Below are 19547 nucleotides of genomic sequence, written 5' to 3'. Positions count from 1 at the left end.
GGTTCGGTGGATCAGAACTTGTAGTTCACCCCGAACAGGTAGGTCTTGCCGTACTTGGTGTACTGCTTGGTCTGCGTCAGGTCGTTGTTGTAGTACTCGACGTAGGGCTCGTTGTTCAGGTTGTTGATCTGGAACAGCAGCGACAAGCCCTTGGCCGCGCCGTTCTGGAACTCGTAGCCGAGCTGCAGGTCGGTGACCTTCTCCTTCTTGACGTATTCGAAGGTGCGGTCCGCGCCGAAGCCCGTCACTTCACCGACGAAGCCATCACGGATGCGCGAGCTGATGCGCGCCGAGAAGCCGTACTTCTCGTAGTAGGCCGTCAGGTTGTAGGTGTTGGGCGACAGGCCCGGCAGCGGGCGGGTGTCGCCAGGGCCGAAGGGCGAGATCTTGCTTTCCGTGTGGCCCCAGGCGAGCTGCACGCCGAAGCCGTCCAGCATCGGGGTCACGAGCTGCAGCGGCAACGACACGGCCAATTCGGCGCCCGACAGCGAGCCGCCCGTGCCATTGGCCTGGGTCTCGAACTCGCCGATGTCCGATGCCGGCGTGATGTTGCCCGGAGGCGTCAGCGTGCCGAAGCGGTCGCGGAAGTTGATGTTCAGCTTCTGCTTGTAGATGTAGGTCTTCAGGTCCTTGTAGAAGGCCGCGATCGACACATAGCCCTTGTTGCCGAAGTACAGCTCGTAGGACAGGTCGGCCGCGTCGGCCTTCCAGGGCTTCAGCTCAGGGTTGCCACCGTCGCCGGTCCAGATGCCGCGCTGGTTGTCGACGCCGTACGACTGCGTGGCACGCATGTCGTCCATGCGCGGCCGCGTGATCTGGCGGGCCAGGGCGAAGCGCAGGTTCTGGTTGCTGGCGACCTGCCAGGACAGGTTCAGGCTGGGCAGCCAGTCGGTGTATTTGGTGCCACGCGTCGTCGGGTTGGTCGAGCTGCCCTGGATGCTGAAGGCGTTGGACTTCTGGTCCGCGTGGATGGCCTGCACGCCGAAGTTGCCGCGCAGAGGCATGCCCAGCAGTTCGGTGTCGACATCGGCCTTGACGAAGGCGGTCGTGATGTCTTCCTTGACCGTCCAGTCCTTGTTGATGATGTCGTGGTTGCCCAGGTTGGCGCGCAGGTTGTAGAACTGCGCCGCGGCGGCGCGGGCGTCATACGAGATGAAGTTGCCCAGGCCCGCGTAGGCCATGCTGTTGGGGTCCGACAGCATGCTGGCCGGGATGGTGGTCGGCGAGGTCTTCAGGTCCATGAACCATTCCGGCACGACGCGAGACTTCTGGCGCTGGTTGAAGCCCAGGCCGAACTCGGCGCCGCTGAAGATGGCGAAGTCCTGCGTGTACTTGGCCGAGACGCGCGCGGCCTTGATCTCGTCCTCGACCTGCGGCTTCTTCAGGTAACCCGCCTGGCCCCAGCCGCCCGAATCCACCAGCTTGATCAGCGCCGGATCGGCGTAGTTCAAACCCGCCGTGATGCTGGGCAGGCCACCGCCCACGGGCAGCACGACCTTGAACGTGTCGGTGGCGCCCGCGCCGCCCTGGCCGGTGCCGGCGTACATCTCCATGATGGACTCTTCACGCTTGGCCTTGGACCAGCTCAGGTCGCCCACCAGCGTCACGGCCGGGCTGAGCACGAGCTTGCTGTTCCAGCCCAGCGCGGAGATGGTGTCTTCGCGATCGTTGACGTCGTGGCGCAGCACCGGCTTGACGCCGACATAGTCGCCCTTGGTCAGCACACCACCGGTGAAGGTGTTGGGACCCGTCGCGGTTGCGCCCTCGACGACCGGGTTGGTCAGCGTCGCGCCGGACCAGGCCAGGCCCGCCTCGAAGCCGCGCTGCAAGGCGATGCGCTCATACGTCGAGTGATAGGCGTCGACGACGGTCTCGAAGTCCTTGGACGGCTTCCACTGCAGCACGCCCATCAGGCCGTTGCGCTTCTGCGAGGCCGACTCGTTGCGCAGCTGCACGCCGCCCGGCACACGAACGTCGTTGTAGGTGTTGCCGTTGATCGTGCCGCTGCCCTGCGGGTAGCCCCAGTTGCGGAAGTAGTTGTTCTGGTTGGGCGAATCCAGGCGCGCATAGCCCAGGGCCACGCCCACGGTGCGGTCGGCGAACTGGTCGATGTAGGAGACGCTGAAGCGGCTGCCCTTGTCGCTGGCGGCACCCGGGTTCAGGCGGCCCAGCGAGTTCTTCTCGCCACGCAGGTTGATGGCCATCGTGCGGCCGGAGAACGACAGCGGGCGCACGGTCTGCAGGTCAACCGTGCCCGACAGGCCCTGGCCCACCAGCGCGGCGTCGGGGGTCTTGTAGATGGTCACGCCGCTGAGCAGCTCAGACGGGTACTGGTCGAACTCGGCGGAACGGTTGTCGCCGGTGCTGACCTGCTCGCGGCCGTTCAGCAGCGTCGTCGCGAACTGGCCGGCCAGACCGCGGATCTGCACTTCCTGGGCGCGGCCGTTGACGCGCTGAGCGGTCAGGCCGGGCAGGCGGGCGATGGACTCGGCGATGGACGTGTCCGGCAGCTTGCCGATGTCTTCCGCGGAGATCGCCTCGACGATGGAGTCGCTGTTGCGCTTGACCGAGATGGCGGCCTCGATGCCCTTGCGGATGCCGGTGACGGTCACCGTTTCCAGCTGCTGCGGCGTGGCGGCTTGTTGCGCGCTCGCGCCTGCGGCAACGATCAGCAGCGCACAGCCGACAGCTACCGGGCTGATGCGGAAGGACGCAGCGGCGGCCGCGCCGCGCTTGTCTTTGCTCATGGTCATGAATGTCTCCTCTGGTTCATTGGAAAGCGGCTTGGCCCGGAGCGCGCGCGCCGAGGCTGGCGGTGCACATCTCTTGGGCGAGAACCCAACGTCTCGACCAGGTTTGTATCAAAACTAGATTTTCTTCCGCACCTGCGTAAACCCTAGACGTTGCGCAGAAGCGACCCGATTTCGCACCAATACCACGGGTAAACCAGCATGGATTTGATACTTACGTACTTTCCAGCGCTCGGGTTCGCCCCAAGATTGGGCAAACTTGTAGCGCAACTACAGCCTCGCACGACAGCAGCCGACAGGCACCGAAGGCGTGAACAAATCCACATCCCGGTGCCCGCAGGCACGGCAAAGCAGCCGGCGCACGCAGGCACCGGCCAGCGAAACGCCGCGGTGAGAAGGAGGTGTCGCGCGGTGCCAGCCGGTGGCGCCGCGGGCGATCAGGCGGCCGGGCGGAGCCAGGCCCGCCAGGTCAGGCGTCGGCCTGCTCCAGTGCCAGCGACGCGCCCGACAGCGCCGCCAGCGTGTCGGTGATGAGGGCCGTAGGGATGCCCGCCAGGAATGACTGGAAGCGACCCTTGGCCTCGAAGCGGCGGCGGAACTCGGACCGGAAGAAACGCTCGCCCAGGCGCGGCACGATGCCGCCGCCGATGAAGACGCCGCCACGCGAACCCAGCGTTAGCGCCACGTTGCCGGCAAAGCCGCCCAGCATTGCGCAGAAGAGATCCAGCGTGCGCGAGCAAGCCGCCGACTCGCCGGACAGGCCACGCGCCACGATCTGCTCGGTCGGCAGCGCGCCGACGTCCTCGCCGGCACCCGATTCGGCCAGCACTGCAGCCACGGCGCGACACAGCACCGGCAGGCCGATGCCCGACAGGAAGCGCTCGGCCGACACATGCGGGAACTCGCGCCGCGCCTGGCTCAGCACGGCGCTTTCGAAATCATCCGCCGGCGCCAGCGTCGCATGGCCGCCCTCGCCCGGCAGTGCCAGCCAGCGCCCGGGCGCGCGCACGATGCCACCCACGCCCAGGCCGGTGCCGGGGCCGATGACGGCCAGCACGGTGCCGACGGCTACATCCTGCGCGGCCGGTGGCGACGCGCCCCAGGCACGCAGCTGATGCTCGCCCAGCTTGGGCAGCGACAGCGCCTGGGCCTCGAAGTCGTTCAGGCACAGCAGCGTGCTCAGCCCCAGTTCGGCCTGCGTGCCCGCTCGCGAGAAGCTCCACGCGCCGTTGGTCAGCTCGATGTGGTCGCCGTCCAGCGCCGTCGCCAGCGCAAAGGCGGCACTCCGGGGCGCGGGCCGGCCGGGAGCCTGGCCCGACAGATAGGCGCGCACCGCGGCAGCCGGGCCGGCATGACCCGCGACCGGCAGCACGCGCACGTCTTCCACCGCCGCGCCGGGGCCGGCCACGGTGCCGAAGCGGGCATTGGTGCCGCCGACGTCGGCGACCAGCCAGGGGTAGGCGGCGCTCATGCCAGGGCTCCTGACGAAAGGGACGAACGTGCCGAACGGCGGCGGATATTCAGGAGTCGGGCTTTGGCAAACACAGGGTCGAAAAAGGTGAAATTGCGGTCGCGGCGGACGGTAGCAAAACTACATCATTCCGACAATACACGCTCACCCGTACGCGACTCCCATCGACCCAAAAACGCTTTCGAGTTTTCCTAACTCCCCGTCCGCCCTGGGGAAACTCGATTGCTGCAGCGCTGTAGTGAAGCTACAACCACTATCGACGCCCGGTGCGTCGGGCTGGCTTTCAGCCCCGGCGCGCGTGTACTGAATAATCCGCCGGTCATTCATCCGCAGTTTCTGCCAGCGCCAGCCCATGCCCCGTTTCGACAGCCCCCGCCTGCTTGCTGATATTGGGGGCACTTATGCCCGCTTTGCGCTGGAAACCGGCCCCGGCGAATTCACGCAGATGGCCTCGCTGCGCTGCGCCGACCACGCTGATTTCCATGCCGCCGTGCGCGCCTATCTGCAAGGCCTGAGCTGGGCCGAAGGCGGCCCGCAGCAGATTGCACACGCGGCCATCGCCATCGCCAACCCCGTCGAGGGCGACGAGGTGCGCATGACCAACTACCACTGGCAGTTCTCCATCGACGAGATGCGCCAGCGCCTTTCGCTGGATACGCTGGTGGTCGTCAACGACTTCACCGCACTGGCCATGGCCTTGCCTCGGCTGGCGGAGGTGGACGTGCGCCAGGTCGGCGGCGGCCAGGCCCGCCGGCCCAGCGTCATCGGCCTGCTGGGCGCGGGCACGGGCCTGGGCGTGTCGGGGCTGATCCCGGCCGGCGAAGGCTGGATCGCGCTGGGCACTGAAGGCGGCCACGTCAACTTCGGGCCGCGCGACCCGCGCGAGATGGATCTGCTGAAGTTCGCGTGGAAGACACTGGACCACGTTTCCTACGAGCGCCTGATCTCCGGCCCTGGCCTGGAGCTGATCTACCGCGCGCTGGCCGACCGCAACGGCGTGGACGCCGCGCCGCTGCAGGCGCCCGCCATCACGCAGCGCGCGTTGGAGGACGGCGACGCGCTGTGCCTGGAGACGCTGGAAGTCTTCTGTGGCCTGCTCGGCACCGCAGCCGCCAACCTGGCCGTCACGCTGGGTTCGCTGGGCGGCATCTACATCGGCGGCGGCATCGTGCCGAGGCTGGGCGAGTACTTCGACCGCAGCCCCTTCCGCGCCCGCTTCGAGGACAAGGGCCGCTTTCACGACTACGTGTCGGCCATCCCCACCTTCGTCATCACCGCCGAGCACGCCACGTTCAAGGGCGCGTCGGCCATCCTCGAGAACCAACTGCGCAACCTGCAGGCCTCGCCCGGCTCGGCCATCCTGGGCCAGATCCGCCGCGCACGCAGCGAACTCTCGCCGGCCGAACTGCGCGTGGCCGACTTGGTGCTGGCGCAACCGCGCTCGGTGCTGAACGACCCCATCGCCGAGATCGCCCGCGCCGCCGGCGTCAGCCAGCCCACCGTCATCCGCTTCTGCCGCTCGCTCGGCTGCGAGGGCCTGTCGGACTTCAAGCTGCGCCTGGCCTCCGGCCTGACGGGCACGGTGCCGGTCACGCACACGCAGGTCAACACCAACGACTCCATGCTGGAGCTGGGTGCCAAGGTGCTGGGCAACACCGCCAGCGCCATCCTGCAGGTGCGCAGCCACCTGAACCGCGACACCATCGACCGCGCCATCGAGATGCTGCTGGCCGCCGGCCGCATCGAGTTCTTTGCGCTGGGCCATTACGGCGTCGTCGCGCAGGACGCGCAGTTCAAGTTCCTGCGCTTCGGCATGCCCTGCGGCGCCTACACCGACCCGCGCCTGCAGCTGCTCGCCGCCGACGTGCTGCGCGAGGGCGATGTGGCCGTCGTCATCAGCAGCGGCGGCCGCCTGCCGGAGCTGCTGTCGGTCGTCGAGAAGGCGCAGGAGCGCGGCGCCAAGGTGGTGGCCATCACGGCCAGCCAGAGTCCGCTGGCCAAAAAGGCCGACGCGACGCTGATCGTTGACCACATCGAGGACATCGCGACGCACCTGCCCATGGTCAGCCGCATCCTGCACCTGCTGTTCATCGACATCCTGGCCGTGGGCGTGGCCATGCGCCGCAACCCGGACAGCATCGCCGCGCTGTCGGCGGGCACCGAGGACGACGAGACCAAGCCCGTGCGCGGTGCCAGCACGGCGGCGCCCGGCGTCAGCCTCGCGTCGCCGCTGGCGCGCCTGACGTCGCACAGCCGCTGAGCACGTACGGGCAAGCCTTGACCCCCACACCTTGACGTGACTTTCGCCAAGGCGAACTTCACTCACGACGATGAGTCGCTGCCGCACGGCGGGCTACCGTCCGCCTGCTACGCTGGATCCGACATCGACCCAACACGCTGACGTCAGCAAGCGGGGCGAAGACCCCGAAGTCCTGGGAGGGACATGAAAGCTTTTCTGAAACGCTGGCGCACGCGCCTGATCGTGATCGCCGTGCTTGCCGCTGCCGGCGCCGCCTGGTGGTTCACCCACCGCCCGCCACCGCCCCCTCCCCCGCCCAGCGGCGTCGTGGCGCTGGCCGACGTGACCCAGACCGTGCAAGCGGCCGGCGTGCTGCAGGCCAAGACCCGCGTCGACGTCGGCGCCCAGGTCAGCGGCCAGATCCAGACGCTGCACGTCGAGCTGGGCCAGCAGGTCAGGAAGGGCGAGCTGCTCGTCAGCCTGGACCCGGAGCTGGCCCGCAGCGACGTGGCCCAGGCCGAGGCGTCCGTCGCCCAGGCCAGCGCGGCGCTGGACCGCTTGCGCATCGACATCGAGGCCGCGCGCCGCGAACTCAAGCGCCAGCAGCGCATGCTGGCCGGCCAGGCCACGGCGGCCAACGAGGCCGAGAAGGCCGAGACCGACCTGGCCAAGCTGGAAGCCGACATCCGCGGCCAGGCGGCCACGCTGGCGCGGCTGCAGGCCGAGCTGGACAAGAAGAAGGTCAGCCTCTCCTACACCCGCATCACCGCGCCCATGGACGGCACGGTCGTCAACCTCCCCGTGCAGGTGGGCCAGACGGTCATCTCGGTGCAGATCACGCCGGTCATCCTGACGCTGGCCGACCTGGACACCATCACCGTGCGCACCAAGGTGCCCGAGGCCGACATCCAGGCCATCAAGGTCGGCCAGACGGCGCGCTTCTCGACGCTGTCGGGCGAAGGCAAGCGCTACGAGGGCAAGGTGCGCGTCATCCAGCCCGTGCCGGAGCGCGCCGGCAACGCGGTCTTCTACAACGTGCTGTTCGAGGTGGACAACCGCGACCGCTCGCTGTTCAGCGACATGACGGTGCAGGTGGACATCGAGACCGGCACCGTCAAGCAGGCGCTGACCATGCCGATCGTCGCCCTGGGCGAACGCGGCAAGGACGGTCGCTTCACGGTGCAGGTGCTGGACGCGGCCAACAAGCAGACGCCCAGGCAGGTCAAGGTCGGGTTGCAGGACGGCGCGAAGGTGCAGGTCATCGACGGCCTGAAGGCCGGCGAGAAGGTGCTGCTGGCGCCGCCGAGCGCGGCGGATGCGGCGGCGTCCGCGGCCAGCGCAGCCAGCAGCTGAGATGAGCATGCCCCCACGCTCGTTTCACTCGCTGCCCCCCGCGGGGGCGTGCCAGCGCCTTCGGGCGGCCGGGCGCCGCTGACATGGCTCTCATCGAGCTGAAGGACGTCGCCCGGCACTACCAGCTGGGCGAGATCGACGTGCCCGCGCTGGACGGCGTCAGCCTGGCCATCGAGGCCGGTGAGTTCGTCGCCATCATGGGTCAGTCGGGCTCGGGCAAGAGCACGCTGATGAACGTGCTGGGCTGCCTGGACAACCCCACGCACGGCCAGTTCTTCATCGGCGGCAAGGATGCCGGCAAGCTGGGCCCCGACGAACTCGCCGCGCTGCGCCGCGAGCGCTTCGGCTTCATCTTCCAGCGCTACCACCTGCTGCCCCACCTGGACGCGCGCGCCAACGCGGCGTTGCCGGCCGTCTATGCCGGCGTCGGCACCGGCCCGCGCGGCGAGCGGGCGCGGGCGCTGCTGCAGCGCCTGGGCCTGGGCGAGCGGCTGCACCACCGGCCCAACGAGCTGTCGGGCGGCCAGCAGCAGCGCGTGTCCATCGCGCGGGCGCTGATGAACGGCGGCCAGATCATCCTGGCCGACGAACCCACCGGCGCGCTGGACTCGGCCTCCGGCGCGGAGATGCTGCGCCTGCTCGAGGAGCTGAACCAGCGCGGCCACACCATCATCCTGGTCACGCACGACGCCGCCGTGGCCGCGCATGCGCGCCGCGTCATCGAGCTGAAGGACGGCAAGGTCGTGGCCGACAACGGCACGCCGGCCGGCCACGTCGCACCCACGGAACTGCCCAGCGATGCGCCGCCGGTCAAGGAAGGCGGCCGGCTGCGCCGGCTGCAGGTGCAATGGCGCGAGGCCATCGCCACCGCCGTGCTGGCGCTGCGCGGCAACCGGCTGCGCACGGCGCTGTCCATGCTGGGCATCAGCATCGGCATCGCCTCGGTGGTCAGCATCGTGGCGCTGACCACCGCAGCGCGCGCGTCCATCGAGACCGACCTCAGCAGCCTGATCTCGGGCCGCATCCCCGTCTGGCGGGGCAACCCGGGCCTGCCGCCGGGCGCCGTGCCGCAGCCGTTCCGGCCGCACGAGATCGACTCGCTGCGCGCGCTGGCCGGCGTCAAGAGCATCACGCTGAACCGCCAGATGCAGCTGACCGCGCGCCACCAGTCGCGCGACGCGATGCTGGAGGCCATCGGCGGCGACCCGGCAACGCTGAAGGCGCGCAAGCTCAAGCTCGTGCAAGGCCGCTACCTGAGCGCGATGGACTACGAGACGCGCAGCCAGGTCATCGTCATCGACGAGAAATCGCGCGACGCGCTGTTCAAGAAGGGCGAGTCGCCGCTGGGGCAGCTGGTGTTCGTCAACCCCATGGGCGGCAACCCCGCCGACGCGCCGCAAGCCGCGCCGGGCGCACCCGGCGCGCCGCCGCCGCCCACGGCCGCCCTGCCCTTCACCGTCGTGGGCGTCGTCGCGCCCGAGGGTGGCGCGTTCAGCTTCGGCAGCTGGCTGGGCCAGCTCTACATCCCGCACACCACCTTCTCGCGCAAGCTGGACGCGCGCGCCGATGTCGACAACTTCGACGTGCTGCTGGACCTGACGGTGCCGCCGCAGCAGGTGCGCGAGCAGATCATTCACCGCCTGAAGGCGCTGCACGGCCGCGAAGACTTCGGCACCTGGAACGGCGAGGAAGAGTTCCGCAAGTTCCAGAGCGTGACCAGCGCGATGGCGGCGCTGTTCGCTGGCGTGGCGGCCATCTCGCTGCTGGTGGGCGGCGTGGGCGTCATGAACATCATGCTGGTGTCGGTGTCGGAGCGCACGCGCGAGATCGGCATCCGCATGGCGGTCGGCGCGCGCCAGGGCGACGTGCGGCTGCAGTTCCTCATCGAGGCCGTCGTGCTGTGCTGCCTCGGTGGGCTCGTCGGCGTGCTGCTGAGCTGGCTGGCGGCACAAGGTGTCAACGCGGCGCAGCAGCATCTGCAGATGGACATCAGCTGGGCCGCGCTGGGCGTGGCCTTTGCGGTGTCCAGCGGCGTGGGCCTGGTGTTCGGCACGCTGCCCGCGCGACGGGCGGCAGCGCTGAGCCCCGTCGATGCCCTTGCCCGGGAATGAAGACCATGAAAAGACTGACCTGCATTGCCCTTGCCGCGCTGCTGCTCACCGGCTGCGCGCTGGGCCCAGCAGCACGCGCGCCCGACGTGGCCGCACCCACCGCCTGGGCGCTGACCGGCGGCGACGCCACACCCGACTGGGCCGGCCTGCTGGACCCCACGCTGGCCGCGCTGCAGGCCCGCGCGCTGGACGCCAACCGCGACATCGCGCTGGCCGCGCAGCGCTGGAAGCAGGCCCAGCTGCTGGCCGACCAGAGCGCGCTGCGCTGGTCGCTGAGCGCCGGCGGGTCGGCCAACGCCAGCCGGCCGCTGGAGACGCAAAGCTCCACGCGCAATGTCGACATCGGCGGCGTCACCGTGCCCGTGACCACTTCCACCGGCTGGAGCCGCAGCTACGGCGCGTCGCTGAGCGCCGGCTACGAGCTGGACCTGTGGAACCGCCTCTCCCACGCCGAGGCCGCCCAGCGCGCCCAGGCCGAGGCCGCGCGCACGGACATCGACGCCGCGCGCCTGTCCATCCGCAGCCAGGTCGCCGAGGCCTATTGGCAGTTGGCGTCCATCCGCGAGCAGCAGCCGCTGGCCGAGACCCAGCTTGCGCTGACGCGTGAGACGCTGGCGCTGACCCGCAGCCGTGTGCGCGAGGGCAAGCTGCTGCCCATCGAGGTCGACAAGATCGCCGTCACCGTGCAGGCCGCCGAGTCGCGCCTGGCCGACCTCGCGGCCGACGCGCAACTGCAGCGCCACGTGCTGGCGCTGTTGCTCGATGAACCCCTGCCCGGCCCGACGCCTCAGGCCGCCTTGCCCAGCGGCGAGCCGCCGCGCTGGCGCCTGGCCGAGCCCGCCGCCCAGTTGGCCCGCCGGCCCGATGTGCAGCGCGCCCGCCTGGGCGTGGACAACGCGCTGGCCCGGCTGCGCGCCAGCGAGGCCGACCGCTACCCGCGGCTGAGCTTCTCCGCGGGGGTCAGCACCGGCGGCACGCGCGCCAGCGACTGGCTGTCGCAGCCGCTGGCCTCGTTCGCCGCCAACCTGGTCGTGCCCATGATCGACTGGCAGCGCCTGAACCTGCAGCGCGACGGCGCGCGCAGCGAACTCGACACGTCGGCGCTGACGCTGCGCGACACGCTGCAAAAGGCGCTGGCCGACATCGAGACCCAGCGCATCGAGGCCGAGCGCGCGGCCCAGCAGTTGGCGGCCAATGCGGGCCGGCTGCGCGAGGCCACCGAGAACGAACGCCTGGCCGCGCTGCGCTACGAGGTCGGTGCCATCGCGCGTGCCGACTGGCTGCAGACGAAGAGCGCCGTGCTGGACGCCGAGCAGACCCGCATCCGGCTGCGGCTGACGCAGTGGCTGCGGCAGGCGGCGCTGTTCAAATCGCTGGGTGGCGCTTGAGCAGCAAGCTGAACGTGCTGTTCATCTGCAGCCGCAACCAGTGGCGCAGCCCTACCGCGGAACAGGTGTTTCGGCGCCACCCCGCGCTCGCCGTGCGCTCAGCGGGCACCAGCGCCAGCGCGCGTCGCCAGGTGAGCCACATCGATCTGGTCTGGGCCGATGTCATCCTCGTCATGGAAGGCAAGCACAGGTCGCGGCTCATGCAGGACCATGCCGAGCTGCTGGCGGGCAAGCCGATGCACGTGCTGGACATCCCCGACGACTACCGCCTCATGGACTCGGAGCTGGTCGAGCTGCTGCAAGCGGTGGTGCCGCCGCTGCTTGATTTACGCTGACGGCATGAACTCGATCTTCGCCCCCCGGCGGCGCACGCTGCTGGCCGCACTGGCCGGCACCCTGGCCGCCCCGCTGGCCTCGGCCGCGCCCGCTGCCATCCCCGTCCACGGCTTCAAGGTCGTCCACAGCTACCCGCACGACCCCGACGCCTTCACGCAAGGCCTGTTCTTCCACGATGGCTTCCTGTTCGAAGGCACCGGCCTGCGCGGGCGCTCCAGCATCCGCAAGGTGGACATCGCCACCGGACGCATCGTGCAGGCCGTGGAACTGCCACCGGAGGTGTTCGGCGAAGGCATCACGCAGTGGGGCGACCGCATCATCGGCCTCACCTGGCAGGAAGGCGTCGCCTTCGTGCTGGACCTGAAGACCTTCAAGCTCTGGCGCAAATTCAACTACGCCGGCGAGGGTTGGGGCATCACCCACAACGACAAAGAGCTGGTCATGAGCGACGGCACGGCCGAGCTGCGCTTCCTGGACCCGCTGAGCTTCAAGGAACTGCGCCGCGTGCGCGTGACGGCGGGCGGGCGGCCCGTCGATCAGCTCAACGAGCTGGAATGGGTCAACGGCCAGGTGTTTGCCAACATCTGGCAGACCGACCGCATCGCGCGCATCGACCCCAAGACGGGCAACGTGCTGGGCTGGATCGACCTCGGCGGCCTGTTGCCGCCCAACCAGCGCACCGGCCAGGACGACGTGCTCAACGGCATTGCCTACGACGCGGCAGGCAAGCGGCTGTTCGTCACCGGCAAGCTGTGGCCGCGGCTGTTCGAGATCCAGCTCACGGCACCGCGCTAGGCGGCAGGCCAGGCGGCTTGCGGGCCACCGGACCCTGTGAACCGGCGTGCAGGACGCGCGCCGAGGCCAAGTAATCCACGGTCCTCGAACCCACGATGCGGTTAGGGGGTGGCGTTCGAGTTGAAGGGCCAATGAGAATCGTTTGCGCGACAGGCCCGCGCCTGTCCGCGAGCAACCCAACTCCCAAGCGCCATCATGTTTTCACGCCATGCGTCGGTCGCACGACGCCTCATCGTCGGCTTTGGCGCCATCACGCTGCTGATCCTGCTCTTCTCGGGGACCTCGTGGTGGCTGCTGCGGGACATCCGCAGCCTGGTTGTGCAGGTCGTCGACGACCGCTACCCCAAGGTCGACATCTCACGCGACATCTTTGACGGCGTGAACGTGCAGGCTCGCATGCTGCGCAACGCGATCATCGCGGCGGGCCAGAACAAGCCCACGGACGTCAACGACTTCCTCGCCACCATGGAGAAGGACGTCGTGGCGAACAACGAGCGGATGAAGAAGCTCGAAGGCATGATCAACACGCCCAAAGGCCAGGAGTTGCTCAAAGGCATGGTCGAGACGCGCGCCGAGTACGGGAAGGCCCGCAACGAGGCCGCGCGCCTGTTGCGCGACGGCCAGACCGAGCAGGCCGGGGCCTTGACCCTGGGCGAGCTCCGCACCAAACAGAACCTGTTCTTCGCGGCGATCGAGAAGATGGTCGATTTCCAGCAGGACCTGATGCAGAAAAGCGGCGGCGATGCCAAGGATCAGGTCGGCGCTGCCATCACCATCACCGTCGGTGTCGCCCTCGGCGTGCTGGCCCTCGCGATCGCGATGACCTGGATGATCACGCGCTCGGTGCTGGGCGAGCTGGGTGGTGAGCTGTCCGACGCCCGCGAAGCCGCGCAACGCATCGCCCAGGGTGATCTCTCCCAGCCGCTGGCCGTTCGCGAAGGCGACTCCCACTCCTTGTTCGCCGCGTTGAGGGCCATGCAGCACTCGCTGGCTGAGACCGTTGCCGATGTCCGCCAGGGCAGCGAGTCGGTCGCCACGGCGTCGGCACAGATCGCCCAGGGCAACCAGGACCTGTCCAGCCGTACCGAGGAACAGGCCAGCGCGCTGGAGGAAACCGCGGCCACGATGGAGGAGCTCAACAGCACCGTGCGCAACAACGCCGACAACGCCCGGCAGGCCGACCAACTCGCCCAGGCCGCGGCCGGCATCGCCTCAAAGGGCGGTCAGGTCGTCGGCCAGGTGGTGTCGACGATGGAAGGCATCAACGACTCCAGCCGCAAGATCGGCGACATCATCGGCGTGATCGACGGCATTGCTTTCCAGACCAACATCCTGGCGCTGAATGCGGCCGTCGAAGCGGCCCGCGCCGGCGAGCAAGGCCGGGGCTTCGCCGTGGTGGCAGGCGAAGTGCGCAGCCTGGCGCAGCGCAGCGCAGAGGCGGCCAAGGAAATCAAGGGCCTGATCTCGCGCAATGTCGAACAGGTGGAGCAAGGCACCGCGCTGGTGGACCAGGCCGGCAAGACCATGGATGAGATCGTCGGCTCGATCAAGCGGGTCAGCGACATCGTCGGCGAGATCAGCTCGGCCACGACCGAGCAGAGCAGCGGTATCCATCAGGTCGGCGAAGCCGTCAGCCAGATGGACCAGGTCACGCAACAGAACGCTGCCCTCGTCGAGGAGAGCGCGGCAGCCGCGGAGAGCCTGGAAGGCCAGGCCCGCAAGCTGGTTCAGGCCGTCGCCGTGTTCAAGCTGGGGCGCGACGCCGACCCATCGCCGGCCCTGCGCAAGGCCGTGACTCGACCTGCGACCGTACCCAAGCCGTCGCGCCCGGCGCCCGCTGCTCAACCCCGTCAAGCGGCGGCGCCCGTGAGCCATCCCGAACCCGCAGCGCCTGCGGTCCGCGAGGCCAAGGTGGAAAGCGACGAGTGGGCCGAGTTCTGAGCAGGCGTCTGCCCGACCACAGCAAAGCCGGCCCATGGCCGGCTTTTTCTTTCAGCGCGTCAACGGCAAACCTCGGAGCCCTGGTCGAACACGATCTCCCAGCCGCCGCCGGCCTTGCGCCGCCACACGGACTGGAAGCGCGAGAACACCTTGCCGTCGGGGCTGGTGACCGGCCCGCTGCTCTGCGCCAGGTCCCCACTGGGCAGCACGATGACGAGGTCGGGCGCCCAGGAGAACGGCGGCTTGGCGCCTTCGAAGAACTTGGCCCAGGTGCTGGCCACCGCGTCCGGCCCGTTCAGCGGCGTCTTGCCGTTCAGCCAGATCGTGTCCGGCGCCAGGAAGCGCCGGAAGGCCGCCGCGTCGCGGTCGGCCAGCGTCTTGGCGAATGCCGTCTCGGTGGCCGTGACCTCGGCGACGCGCTTCGCGATCTCGTCGGCACTGGGCCAGGCGGCGGCAGTGGCCGTACCCGCCGCCGCGGGCAGCGCAGCGGCGGCGAACAAGGCGTTGCGGCGGGTGGTCATCGGCGGCTCCTCGGGTTGAATCCATGGAGCATGCCTCGCCCCACCCGCCGTGACTCAAGTCATCAGAACGCGGCAATCCCCGTCTGCGCGCGGCCCAGGATCAGCGCGTGGATGTCGTGCGTGCCCTCGTAGGTGTTCACCACCTCCAGGTTGACCAGGTGGCGGGCGATGCCGAACTCGTCGGAGATGCCGTTGCCGCCCAGCATGTCGCGCGCCATGCGGGCGATGTCCAGGCTCTTGCCGCAGCTGTTGCGCTTCATGATGGACGTGATCTCGACGGCTGCCGTGCCCTCGTCCTTCATGCGGCCCAGGCGCAGGCAGCCCTGCAGGCCCAGCGTGATCTCGGTCTGCATGTCGGCCAGCTTCTTCTGGATCAGCTGGTTGGCCGCCAGCGGCTTGCCGAACTGGGTGCGGTCCATCACGTACTGGCGGGCCGTGTGCCAGCAGTCTTCGGCCGCACCGAGCGCACCCCAGGCGATGCCGTAGCGCGCGCTGTTCAGGCAGGTGAACGGGCCCTTCAGGCCGCGTACGTCAGGGAAGGCGTTCTCCTCCGGCACGAACACCTTGTCCATGACGATCTCGCCGGTGATGGACGCGCGCAGGCCCACCTTGCCGTGGATGGCCGGGGCGCTCAGGCCCTTGGCGCCCTTCTCCAGCACGAAGCCGCGGATCTGGCCGCCGTCGTCCTTGGCCCAGACGACAAAGACGTCGGCGATGGGGCTGTTGGTGATCCACATCTTGCTGCCGGTCAGCTCGTAGCCGCCGGCCACGGCCCGGGCGCGCGTGAGCATGGAGCCGGGGTCGGAGCCGTGGTTGGGCTCGGTCAGGCCGAAGCAGCCGATCCACTCACCCGTGGCCAGCTTGGGCAGGTACTTCTGCTTGGTCGCCTCGTTGCCGAACTCGTTGATGGGCACCATGACCAGCGACGACTGCACGCTCATCATCGAGCGGTAGCCCGAGTCCACGCGCTCCACCTCGCGGGCGATGAGCCCGTAGGACACGTAGTTCAAGCCGGCGCCGCCGTACTCGGCCGGGATGGTGGGGCCCAGCAGGCCCAGCTCGCCCATCTCGCGGAAGATGCCGGCGTCGGTCTTCTCGTGGCGGAACGCCTCCAGCACGCGCGGCTTCAGGCGATCCTGGCAATAGGCCGCGGCCGCGTCGCGCACCATGCGCTCGTCGTCGCTCAGCTGCTCGTTCAGCAGCAGCGGGTCGTCCCAGTGAAAGCTTGCCTTGGTGGCCATGGTGGTGTCCTCGAGTGTTGGTTTTGCCGGGCGATGAACCGGGCGCAGTGCGCCCAGTATTCCTCTGGCTGCGATTCGTGTCCAATTCAAGAAACGACTTCGACGATTCGCAATGCCTATCGACACTGCCGCCACCCGTTCACTGGAGTTCCGCCACCTGCGCTACTTCCTGGCGCTGGCCGAGGAGCTGCACTACGGCCGCGCCGCGCAGCGGCTGGCCATCTCGCAGCCGCCGCTGTCGGTGGCCATTCAGCAGCTGGAGGCCAGCGTCGGCGCCCGGCTGTTCGATCGCGACAGCAAGGGGGTGCGCCTGACGCCCGCAGGGGACGCCTTTCGCGGCAGTGCGCAGGTGCTGCTGGACCGCGCCGAGGACGCCTGCGCGCTGGCCCGCGAGGTGCAGGCCGGCGAGGTCGGCCGGCTGCGGCTGGGCTTTGTCGGCTCGACGCTGTTCAACGGCCTGTCGGCCTGGCTGCAGGCCTTCCAGGCCGCCCATCCCAAGGTGGAGGTGGTCGTCGTGGAGCTGAACTCGCAGGACCAGATCGACGCGTTGCTGGGCGAGGAGCTGGACCTGGGCCTGGTCCACACCGACCGCCTGCCGCCCGCGCTGGCGGCCCGGCCGCTCTACAGCGAACCCTTCCTCGCCTGCATCCCTGCCAGCCACCCCGGCGCCGGCCTGGCCGAGATCCCGCTTGCTTCGCTGAGCGACCAGCCCTTCATCCTGTTCTCCCGCAAGGGCTCGCCCGACTACCACGCCCGCATCGTCGAGATCTGCCGCCAGCACGGCTTCTACCCGCGGCTGCAGCACGAGGGCCGGCACTGGCTGTCCGTCGTGTCGCTGGTGGCGCAAGGCATGGGCGTGAGCATCGTGCCGGCGGCGTTCCAGCGCGCCGGCATCCAGGGGGCGGTGTTCAAGCCACTGGCCGAGGCCATCGAGCCGTCAGCCGTGTTCGCGGCCTGGCGCCGGGATGCGCCGCCGGTGCTGCGCGAGCAGTTCCTGGCGCTGCGGCCGGCCTGACGCCCGTCAACCGCCGCCGCCGGCCTTCGCCGCCAGCAGGGCGTCCACCGTGTCGTAGTCCACCGGCTTGACCAGGTGATGGTCAAAGCCCGCCTCGGTCGACAGGCGCCGGTCGCCCGGCTGGCCCCAGCCGCTGGTGGCGATCATCAGCACGCTGCGCCCCCAGGCCGTCTCGCGCACCTTGCGGCACAGCGCATGGCCGTCCAGGCCGGGCATGGCGATGTCCACCAGCATCGCGTGCGGCTGGAAGGCCTGCGCGATCTCCCAGGCCTGCAGGCCGTCCATGGCGGTGCGTACGTCGTTGCCACTCAGTTCCAGCAGCATGGACAGGCTCTCCGCGGCGTCCGCGTTGTCGTCGGCCACCACCACGCGCAGGCCCAAGGCCGCGAAGCCGGCGTGCGCCGCCTGGGCCGGTGCGGGCGATGGCACGGGCAGCTCGGCCAGCGGCAGGCGCACGATGAACTCGCTGCCCTGGCCCGTGCCAGCGCTGTGCGCCTCCACGCTGCCGCCGTGCCGCTCCACCAGCTGCCGCACCAGCGTCAGGCCGATGCCCAGCCCGCCGCCCACGTGGGCATGGGAGCGCTGCACCTGCGTGAACATGTCGAACACGCGGTCCAGCATCTCCGCCGGGATGCCGATGCCGTCGTCGCGCACCGACAGCACCGCCACCGCCGCCTCGCACCGCAAGCCGACCTCCACGTTGCCGCCGCGCGGCGTGAACTTCGACGCGTTGTTGATCAGGTTGGACAGCACCTGGATCAGCCGCGTCTCGTCCGCAGCCACGACGCAGTCGTGCCCGGGCAGGTGCGCCGTCAGCCGCTGCCCCGCCTGCTCCACGACCGGGCGGCTGGTCTCCACCGCCTGGCGCACGACGCTGATCAGCGACAGCGGCTCGCGTCGCAGCTCGACGATGCCGCGCGTCAGCCTGGAGAGGTCCAGCAGGTCGTCGATGAGCCGCACCATCTGGCCCATCTGCCGCTCGATGATGTCGCGGCTGGACTGCACGATGGCCTCGTCGTGCCGCGCGTGGCGTTGCAGTGCCAGCGCGTTGCGTATGGCCGCCAGCGGGTTGCGCAACTCGTGCGCCAGCGTCGCCAGAAACTCGTCTTTGGTGCGGTTGGACTCCGCCAGCGCCAGCGACAGCTCGCGGTATCGGGCCTCGTTCGCGCGCAGCGCGGCATCGGCCAGTTCACGGTCGGTGACGTCCGCACCCTCCACGAAGATGCCCACCGCGCCGCCGTCCTTGCCCTTGATCGGCTGGTAGACGAAGTCCACGAAGCGCTCGGCCGCAGGCTCGCCCGGGCGGCTTTGCGACATGAACTTCGCACCCTTGGCGATGTAGGCCTCGCCGGTCGCGTAGACGTGGTCCAGCAGCGCGCCATAGCCCTGCTCCACGGCGTCCGGCATGGCCTCCGCCAGCGTCTTGCCGACGACCTGGCGGTCCACCAGCCTCAGGTAGCTGGGGTTGGCGATCTCGAAGCGGTGGTTGGGGCCGCTGAGCAGCGCCATGAAGGTGGGCGCCTGCTCGAAGAGCTGGCCCAGCTGGTCGCGCTCCGCGGCCATGCGCTGGTTCGCCAGCACCTGTTCCGTCGTCTCCGTGCACACCACCAGCACGCCGCCGATGCCGTTGGGGCTGTGCTCGTCGTCGATGGGGCTGTAGCTGTACGTCCAGTACACGTCCTCGCGCCGGCCGTGGCGCGTGATGGGCACCAGCTGGTTCACGTTCCACGTCGCACCGCGGCCTTCGCGCACCTGCTGGATCTGCGAGCCGATGATGGGCCAGATCTCCTCCCACACCTCGCGCGCCGGCCGGCCCAGCGAGCCTGGGTGGCGCTCCGGGCCGATGCACTCTCGGTAGGCGTCGTTGTACAGGCAGGCGCCCTCGGGGCCCCACCAGATGTACATCGGATGCCCCGTGTTCAGCATCAGCCGCACGACGGTGCGCAGCGGCTGCGGCCAGGTCAGCGGCGGGCCGATGGGCGATGAACCCCAGTCATGCGCGCGCATCAGCGCACCCATCTCGCCGCCGCCGGCCAGGAAGGCCAGCGATGCCGGGGCGGCGTCCTGCGTCAAGGTGGAGCTCGATGGGGCGGCTTGCATCGTCCTGCGGGGTGTCGGCGTGGGCCGATTGTCAGTCGAGTCGGCGCTCGCCGCTGCCGTCACCATTGATTGCAATTGCCCGGTCCGGCAGGCCGTGGCGCCGCGGGCGCGCTTGCTTCAATGGACCCATGCGAAGCGACAGCATCAAGAACACCGGCCGGCTCGTGCTGCTGGCCACGGCCGTCGGCCTGGCGGCTTGCGGCGGCGGCGGTGGTGGACCCGGCCCTGCCCCCGCGCCGGGCGGCGGCGCCCCTGCGCCCGTGCCGGCACCGCCGCCCCCTGCCCC

The 19547-nt window shown here is 69.5% G+C and carries 13 protein-coding genes; 8 read left to right on the top strand and 5 right to left on the bottom strand.

What is annotated here, in order from left to right:
- Positions 1-11 precede the first annotated feature (11 nt).
- Together AC1D29_RS19765 and glk are read right to left on the bottom strand one after the other, a co-directional pair.
- Entirely contained in the window at positions 12-2753 is a 2742-nt protein-coding gene (locus AC1D29_RS19765) for a TonB-dependent receptor (RefSeq protein WP_477900564.1), read from the bottom strand.
- A 466-nt stretch (positions 2754-3219) separates the two neighbouring features.
- Positions 3220-4221: a glucokinase gene (glk, locus tag AC1D29_RS19760; RefSeq protein ID WP_477900562.1), complete on the bottom strand. Its 1002-nt coding sequence runs from the start codon at positions 4219-4221 to the stop codon at positions 3220-3222.
- 352 nt (positions 4222-4573) lie between these two features.
- Here glk and AC1D29_RS19755 point away from each other — a divergent pair, with 352 nt between their 5' ends.
- The 7 genes from AC1D29_RS19755 (at position 4574) to AC1D29_RS19725 (ending at position 14384) form a co-directional block, all read left to right on the top strand.
- Complete coding sequence (locus AC1D29_RS19755) at positions 4574-6481, top strand: glucokinase (protein ID WP_477900560.1); 1908 nt, start codon at positions 4574-4576, stop codon at positions 6479-6481.
- A gap of 183 nt (positions 6482-6664) precedes the next feature.
- The gene (locus AC1D29_RS19750) at positions 6665-7813 is read left to right on the top strand and encodes an efflux RND transporter periplasmic adaptor subunit (protein ID WP_477900558.1); all 1149 of its coding nucleotides are present in this window, start codon (positions 6665-6667) and stop codon (positions 7811-7813) included.
- An 83-nt stretch (positions 7814-7896) separates the two neighbouring features.
- Entirely contained in the window at positions 7897-9924 is a 2028-nt protein-coding gene (locus tag AC1D29_RS19745) for an ABC transporter permease (RefSeq protein ID WP_477900556.1), read from the top strand.
- A 5-nt stretch (positions 9925-9929) separates the two neighbouring features.
- Entirely contained in the window at positions 9930-11312 is a 1383-nt protein-coding gene (locus tag AC1D29_RS19740) for a TolC family protein (protein WP_477900554.1), read from the top strand.
- Positions 11309-11647 carry a low molecular weight protein tyrosine phosphatase family protein gene (locus AC1D29_RS19735; protein ID WP_477900552.1) on the top strand — a complete coding sequence of 113 codons (339 nt, stop codon included), beginning with the start codon at positions 11309-11311 and terminating at the stop codon, positions 11645-11647. Before AC1D29_RS19740 ends, AC1D29_RS19735 begins: the two co-directional genes overlap by 4 nt.
- A gap of 4 nt (positions 11648-11651) precedes the next feature.
- Positions 11652-12443 (top strand): glutaminyl-peptide cyclotransferase, encoded by a 792-nt coding sequence (locus tag AC1D29_RS19730; RefSeq protein ID WP_477900550.1) that lies wholly within the window; start codon positions 11652-11654, stop codon positions 12441-12443.
- Positions 12444-12638: 195 nt separating this feature from the next.
- Positions 12639-14384 carry a methyl-accepting chemotaxis protein gene (locus AC1D29_RS19725; protein WP_477900548.1) on the top strand — a complete coding sequence of 582 codons (1746 nt, stop codon included), beginning with the start codon at positions 12639-12641 and terminating at the stop codon, positions 14382-14384.
- Between the two features lie 59 nt (positions 14385-14443).
- On the opposite strand, the gene AC1D29_RS19720 is transcribed toward AC1D29_RS19725, so the two are convergent.
- Positions 14444-14905 carry a YybH family protein gene (locus AC1D29_RS19720; protein ID WP_477900546.1) on the bottom strand — a complete coding sequence of 154 codons (462 nt, stop codon included), beginning with the start codon at positions 14903-14905 and terminating at the stop codon, positions 14444-14446.
- A gap of 62 nt (positions 14906-14967) precedes the next feature.
- The gene (locus tag AC1D29_RS19715) at positions 14968-16146 is read right to left on the bottom strand and encodes an acyl-CoA dehydrogenase (protein ID WP_477900544.1); all 1179 of its coding nucleotides are present in this window, start codon (positions 16144-16146) and stop codon (positions 14968-14970) included.
- A 142-nt stretch (positions 16147-16288) separates the two neighbouring features.
- Between AC1D29_RS19715 and AC1D29_RS19710 the strand changes: the two genes are divergently transcribed.
- Positions 16289-17161: a LysR family transcriptional regulator gene (locus AC1D29_RS19710; RefSeq protein ID WP_477901098.1), complete on the top strand. Its 873-nt coding sequence runs from the start codon at positions 16289-16291 to the stop codon at positions 17159-17161.
- 6 nt (positions 17162-17167) lie between these two features.
- Here the strand turns inward: AC1D29_RS19710 and AC1D29_RS19705 are convergent, their stop codons facing one another.
- On the bottom strand, positions 17168-19234 hold the full coding sequence (locus AC1D29_RS19705; protein WP_477900542.1) for a hybrid sensor histidine kinase/response regulator: 2067 nt from the start codon (positions 19232-19234) through the stop codon (positions 17168-17170).
- Positions 19235-19547: the final 313 nt, after the last annotated feature.

This window comes from Roseateles sp. P1_C6, from assembly GCF_056406315.1.
Note: the sequence above shows the minus strand (reverse complement) of the source record. Positions and strands in the feature narration are given on the sequence as shown.

Coding starts and splice junctions, on each gene's coding strand:
- AC1D29_RS19730 (WP_477900550.1), top strand. CDS start 11,652: ATGAACTCGATCTTCGCCCCCCGGCGGCGCACGCTGCTGGCCGCACTG.
- AC1D29_RS19725 (WP_477900548.1), top strand. CDS start 12,639: ATGTTTTCACGCCATGCGTCGGTCGCACGACGCCTCATCGTCGGCTTT.
- AC1D29_RS19740 (WP_477900554.1), top strand. CDS start 9,930: ATGAAAAGACTGACCTGCATTGCCCTTGCCGCGCTGCTGCTCACCGGC.
- AC1D29_RS19765 (WP_477900564.1), bottom strand. CDS start 2,753: ATGACCATGAGCAAAGACAAGCGCGGCGCGGCCGCCGCTGCGTCCTTC.
- AC1D29_RS19750 (WP_477900558.1), top strand. CDS start 6,665: ATGAAAGCTTTTCTGAAACGCTGGCGCACGCGCCTGATCGTGATCGCC.
- AC1D29_RS19745 (WP_477900556.1), top strand. CDS start 7,897: ATGGCTCTCATCGAGCTGAAGGACGTCGCCCGGCACTACCAGCTGGGC.
- glk (WP_477900562.1), bottom strand. CDS start 4,221: ATGAGCGCCGCCTACCCCTGGCTGGTCGCCGACGTCGGCGGCACCAAT.
- AC1D29_RS19715 (WP_477900544.1), bottom strand. CDS start 16,146: ATGGCCACCAAGGCAAGCTTTCACTGGGACGACCCGCTGCTGCTGAAC.
- AC1D29_RS19755 (WP_477900560.1), top strand. CDS start 4,574: ATGCCCCGTTTCGACAGCCCCCGCCTGCTTGCTGATATTGGGGGCACT.
- AC1D29_RS19720 (WP_477900546.1), bottom strand. CDS start 14,905: ATGACCACCCGCCGCAACGCCTTGTTCGCCGCCGCTGCGCTGCCCGCG.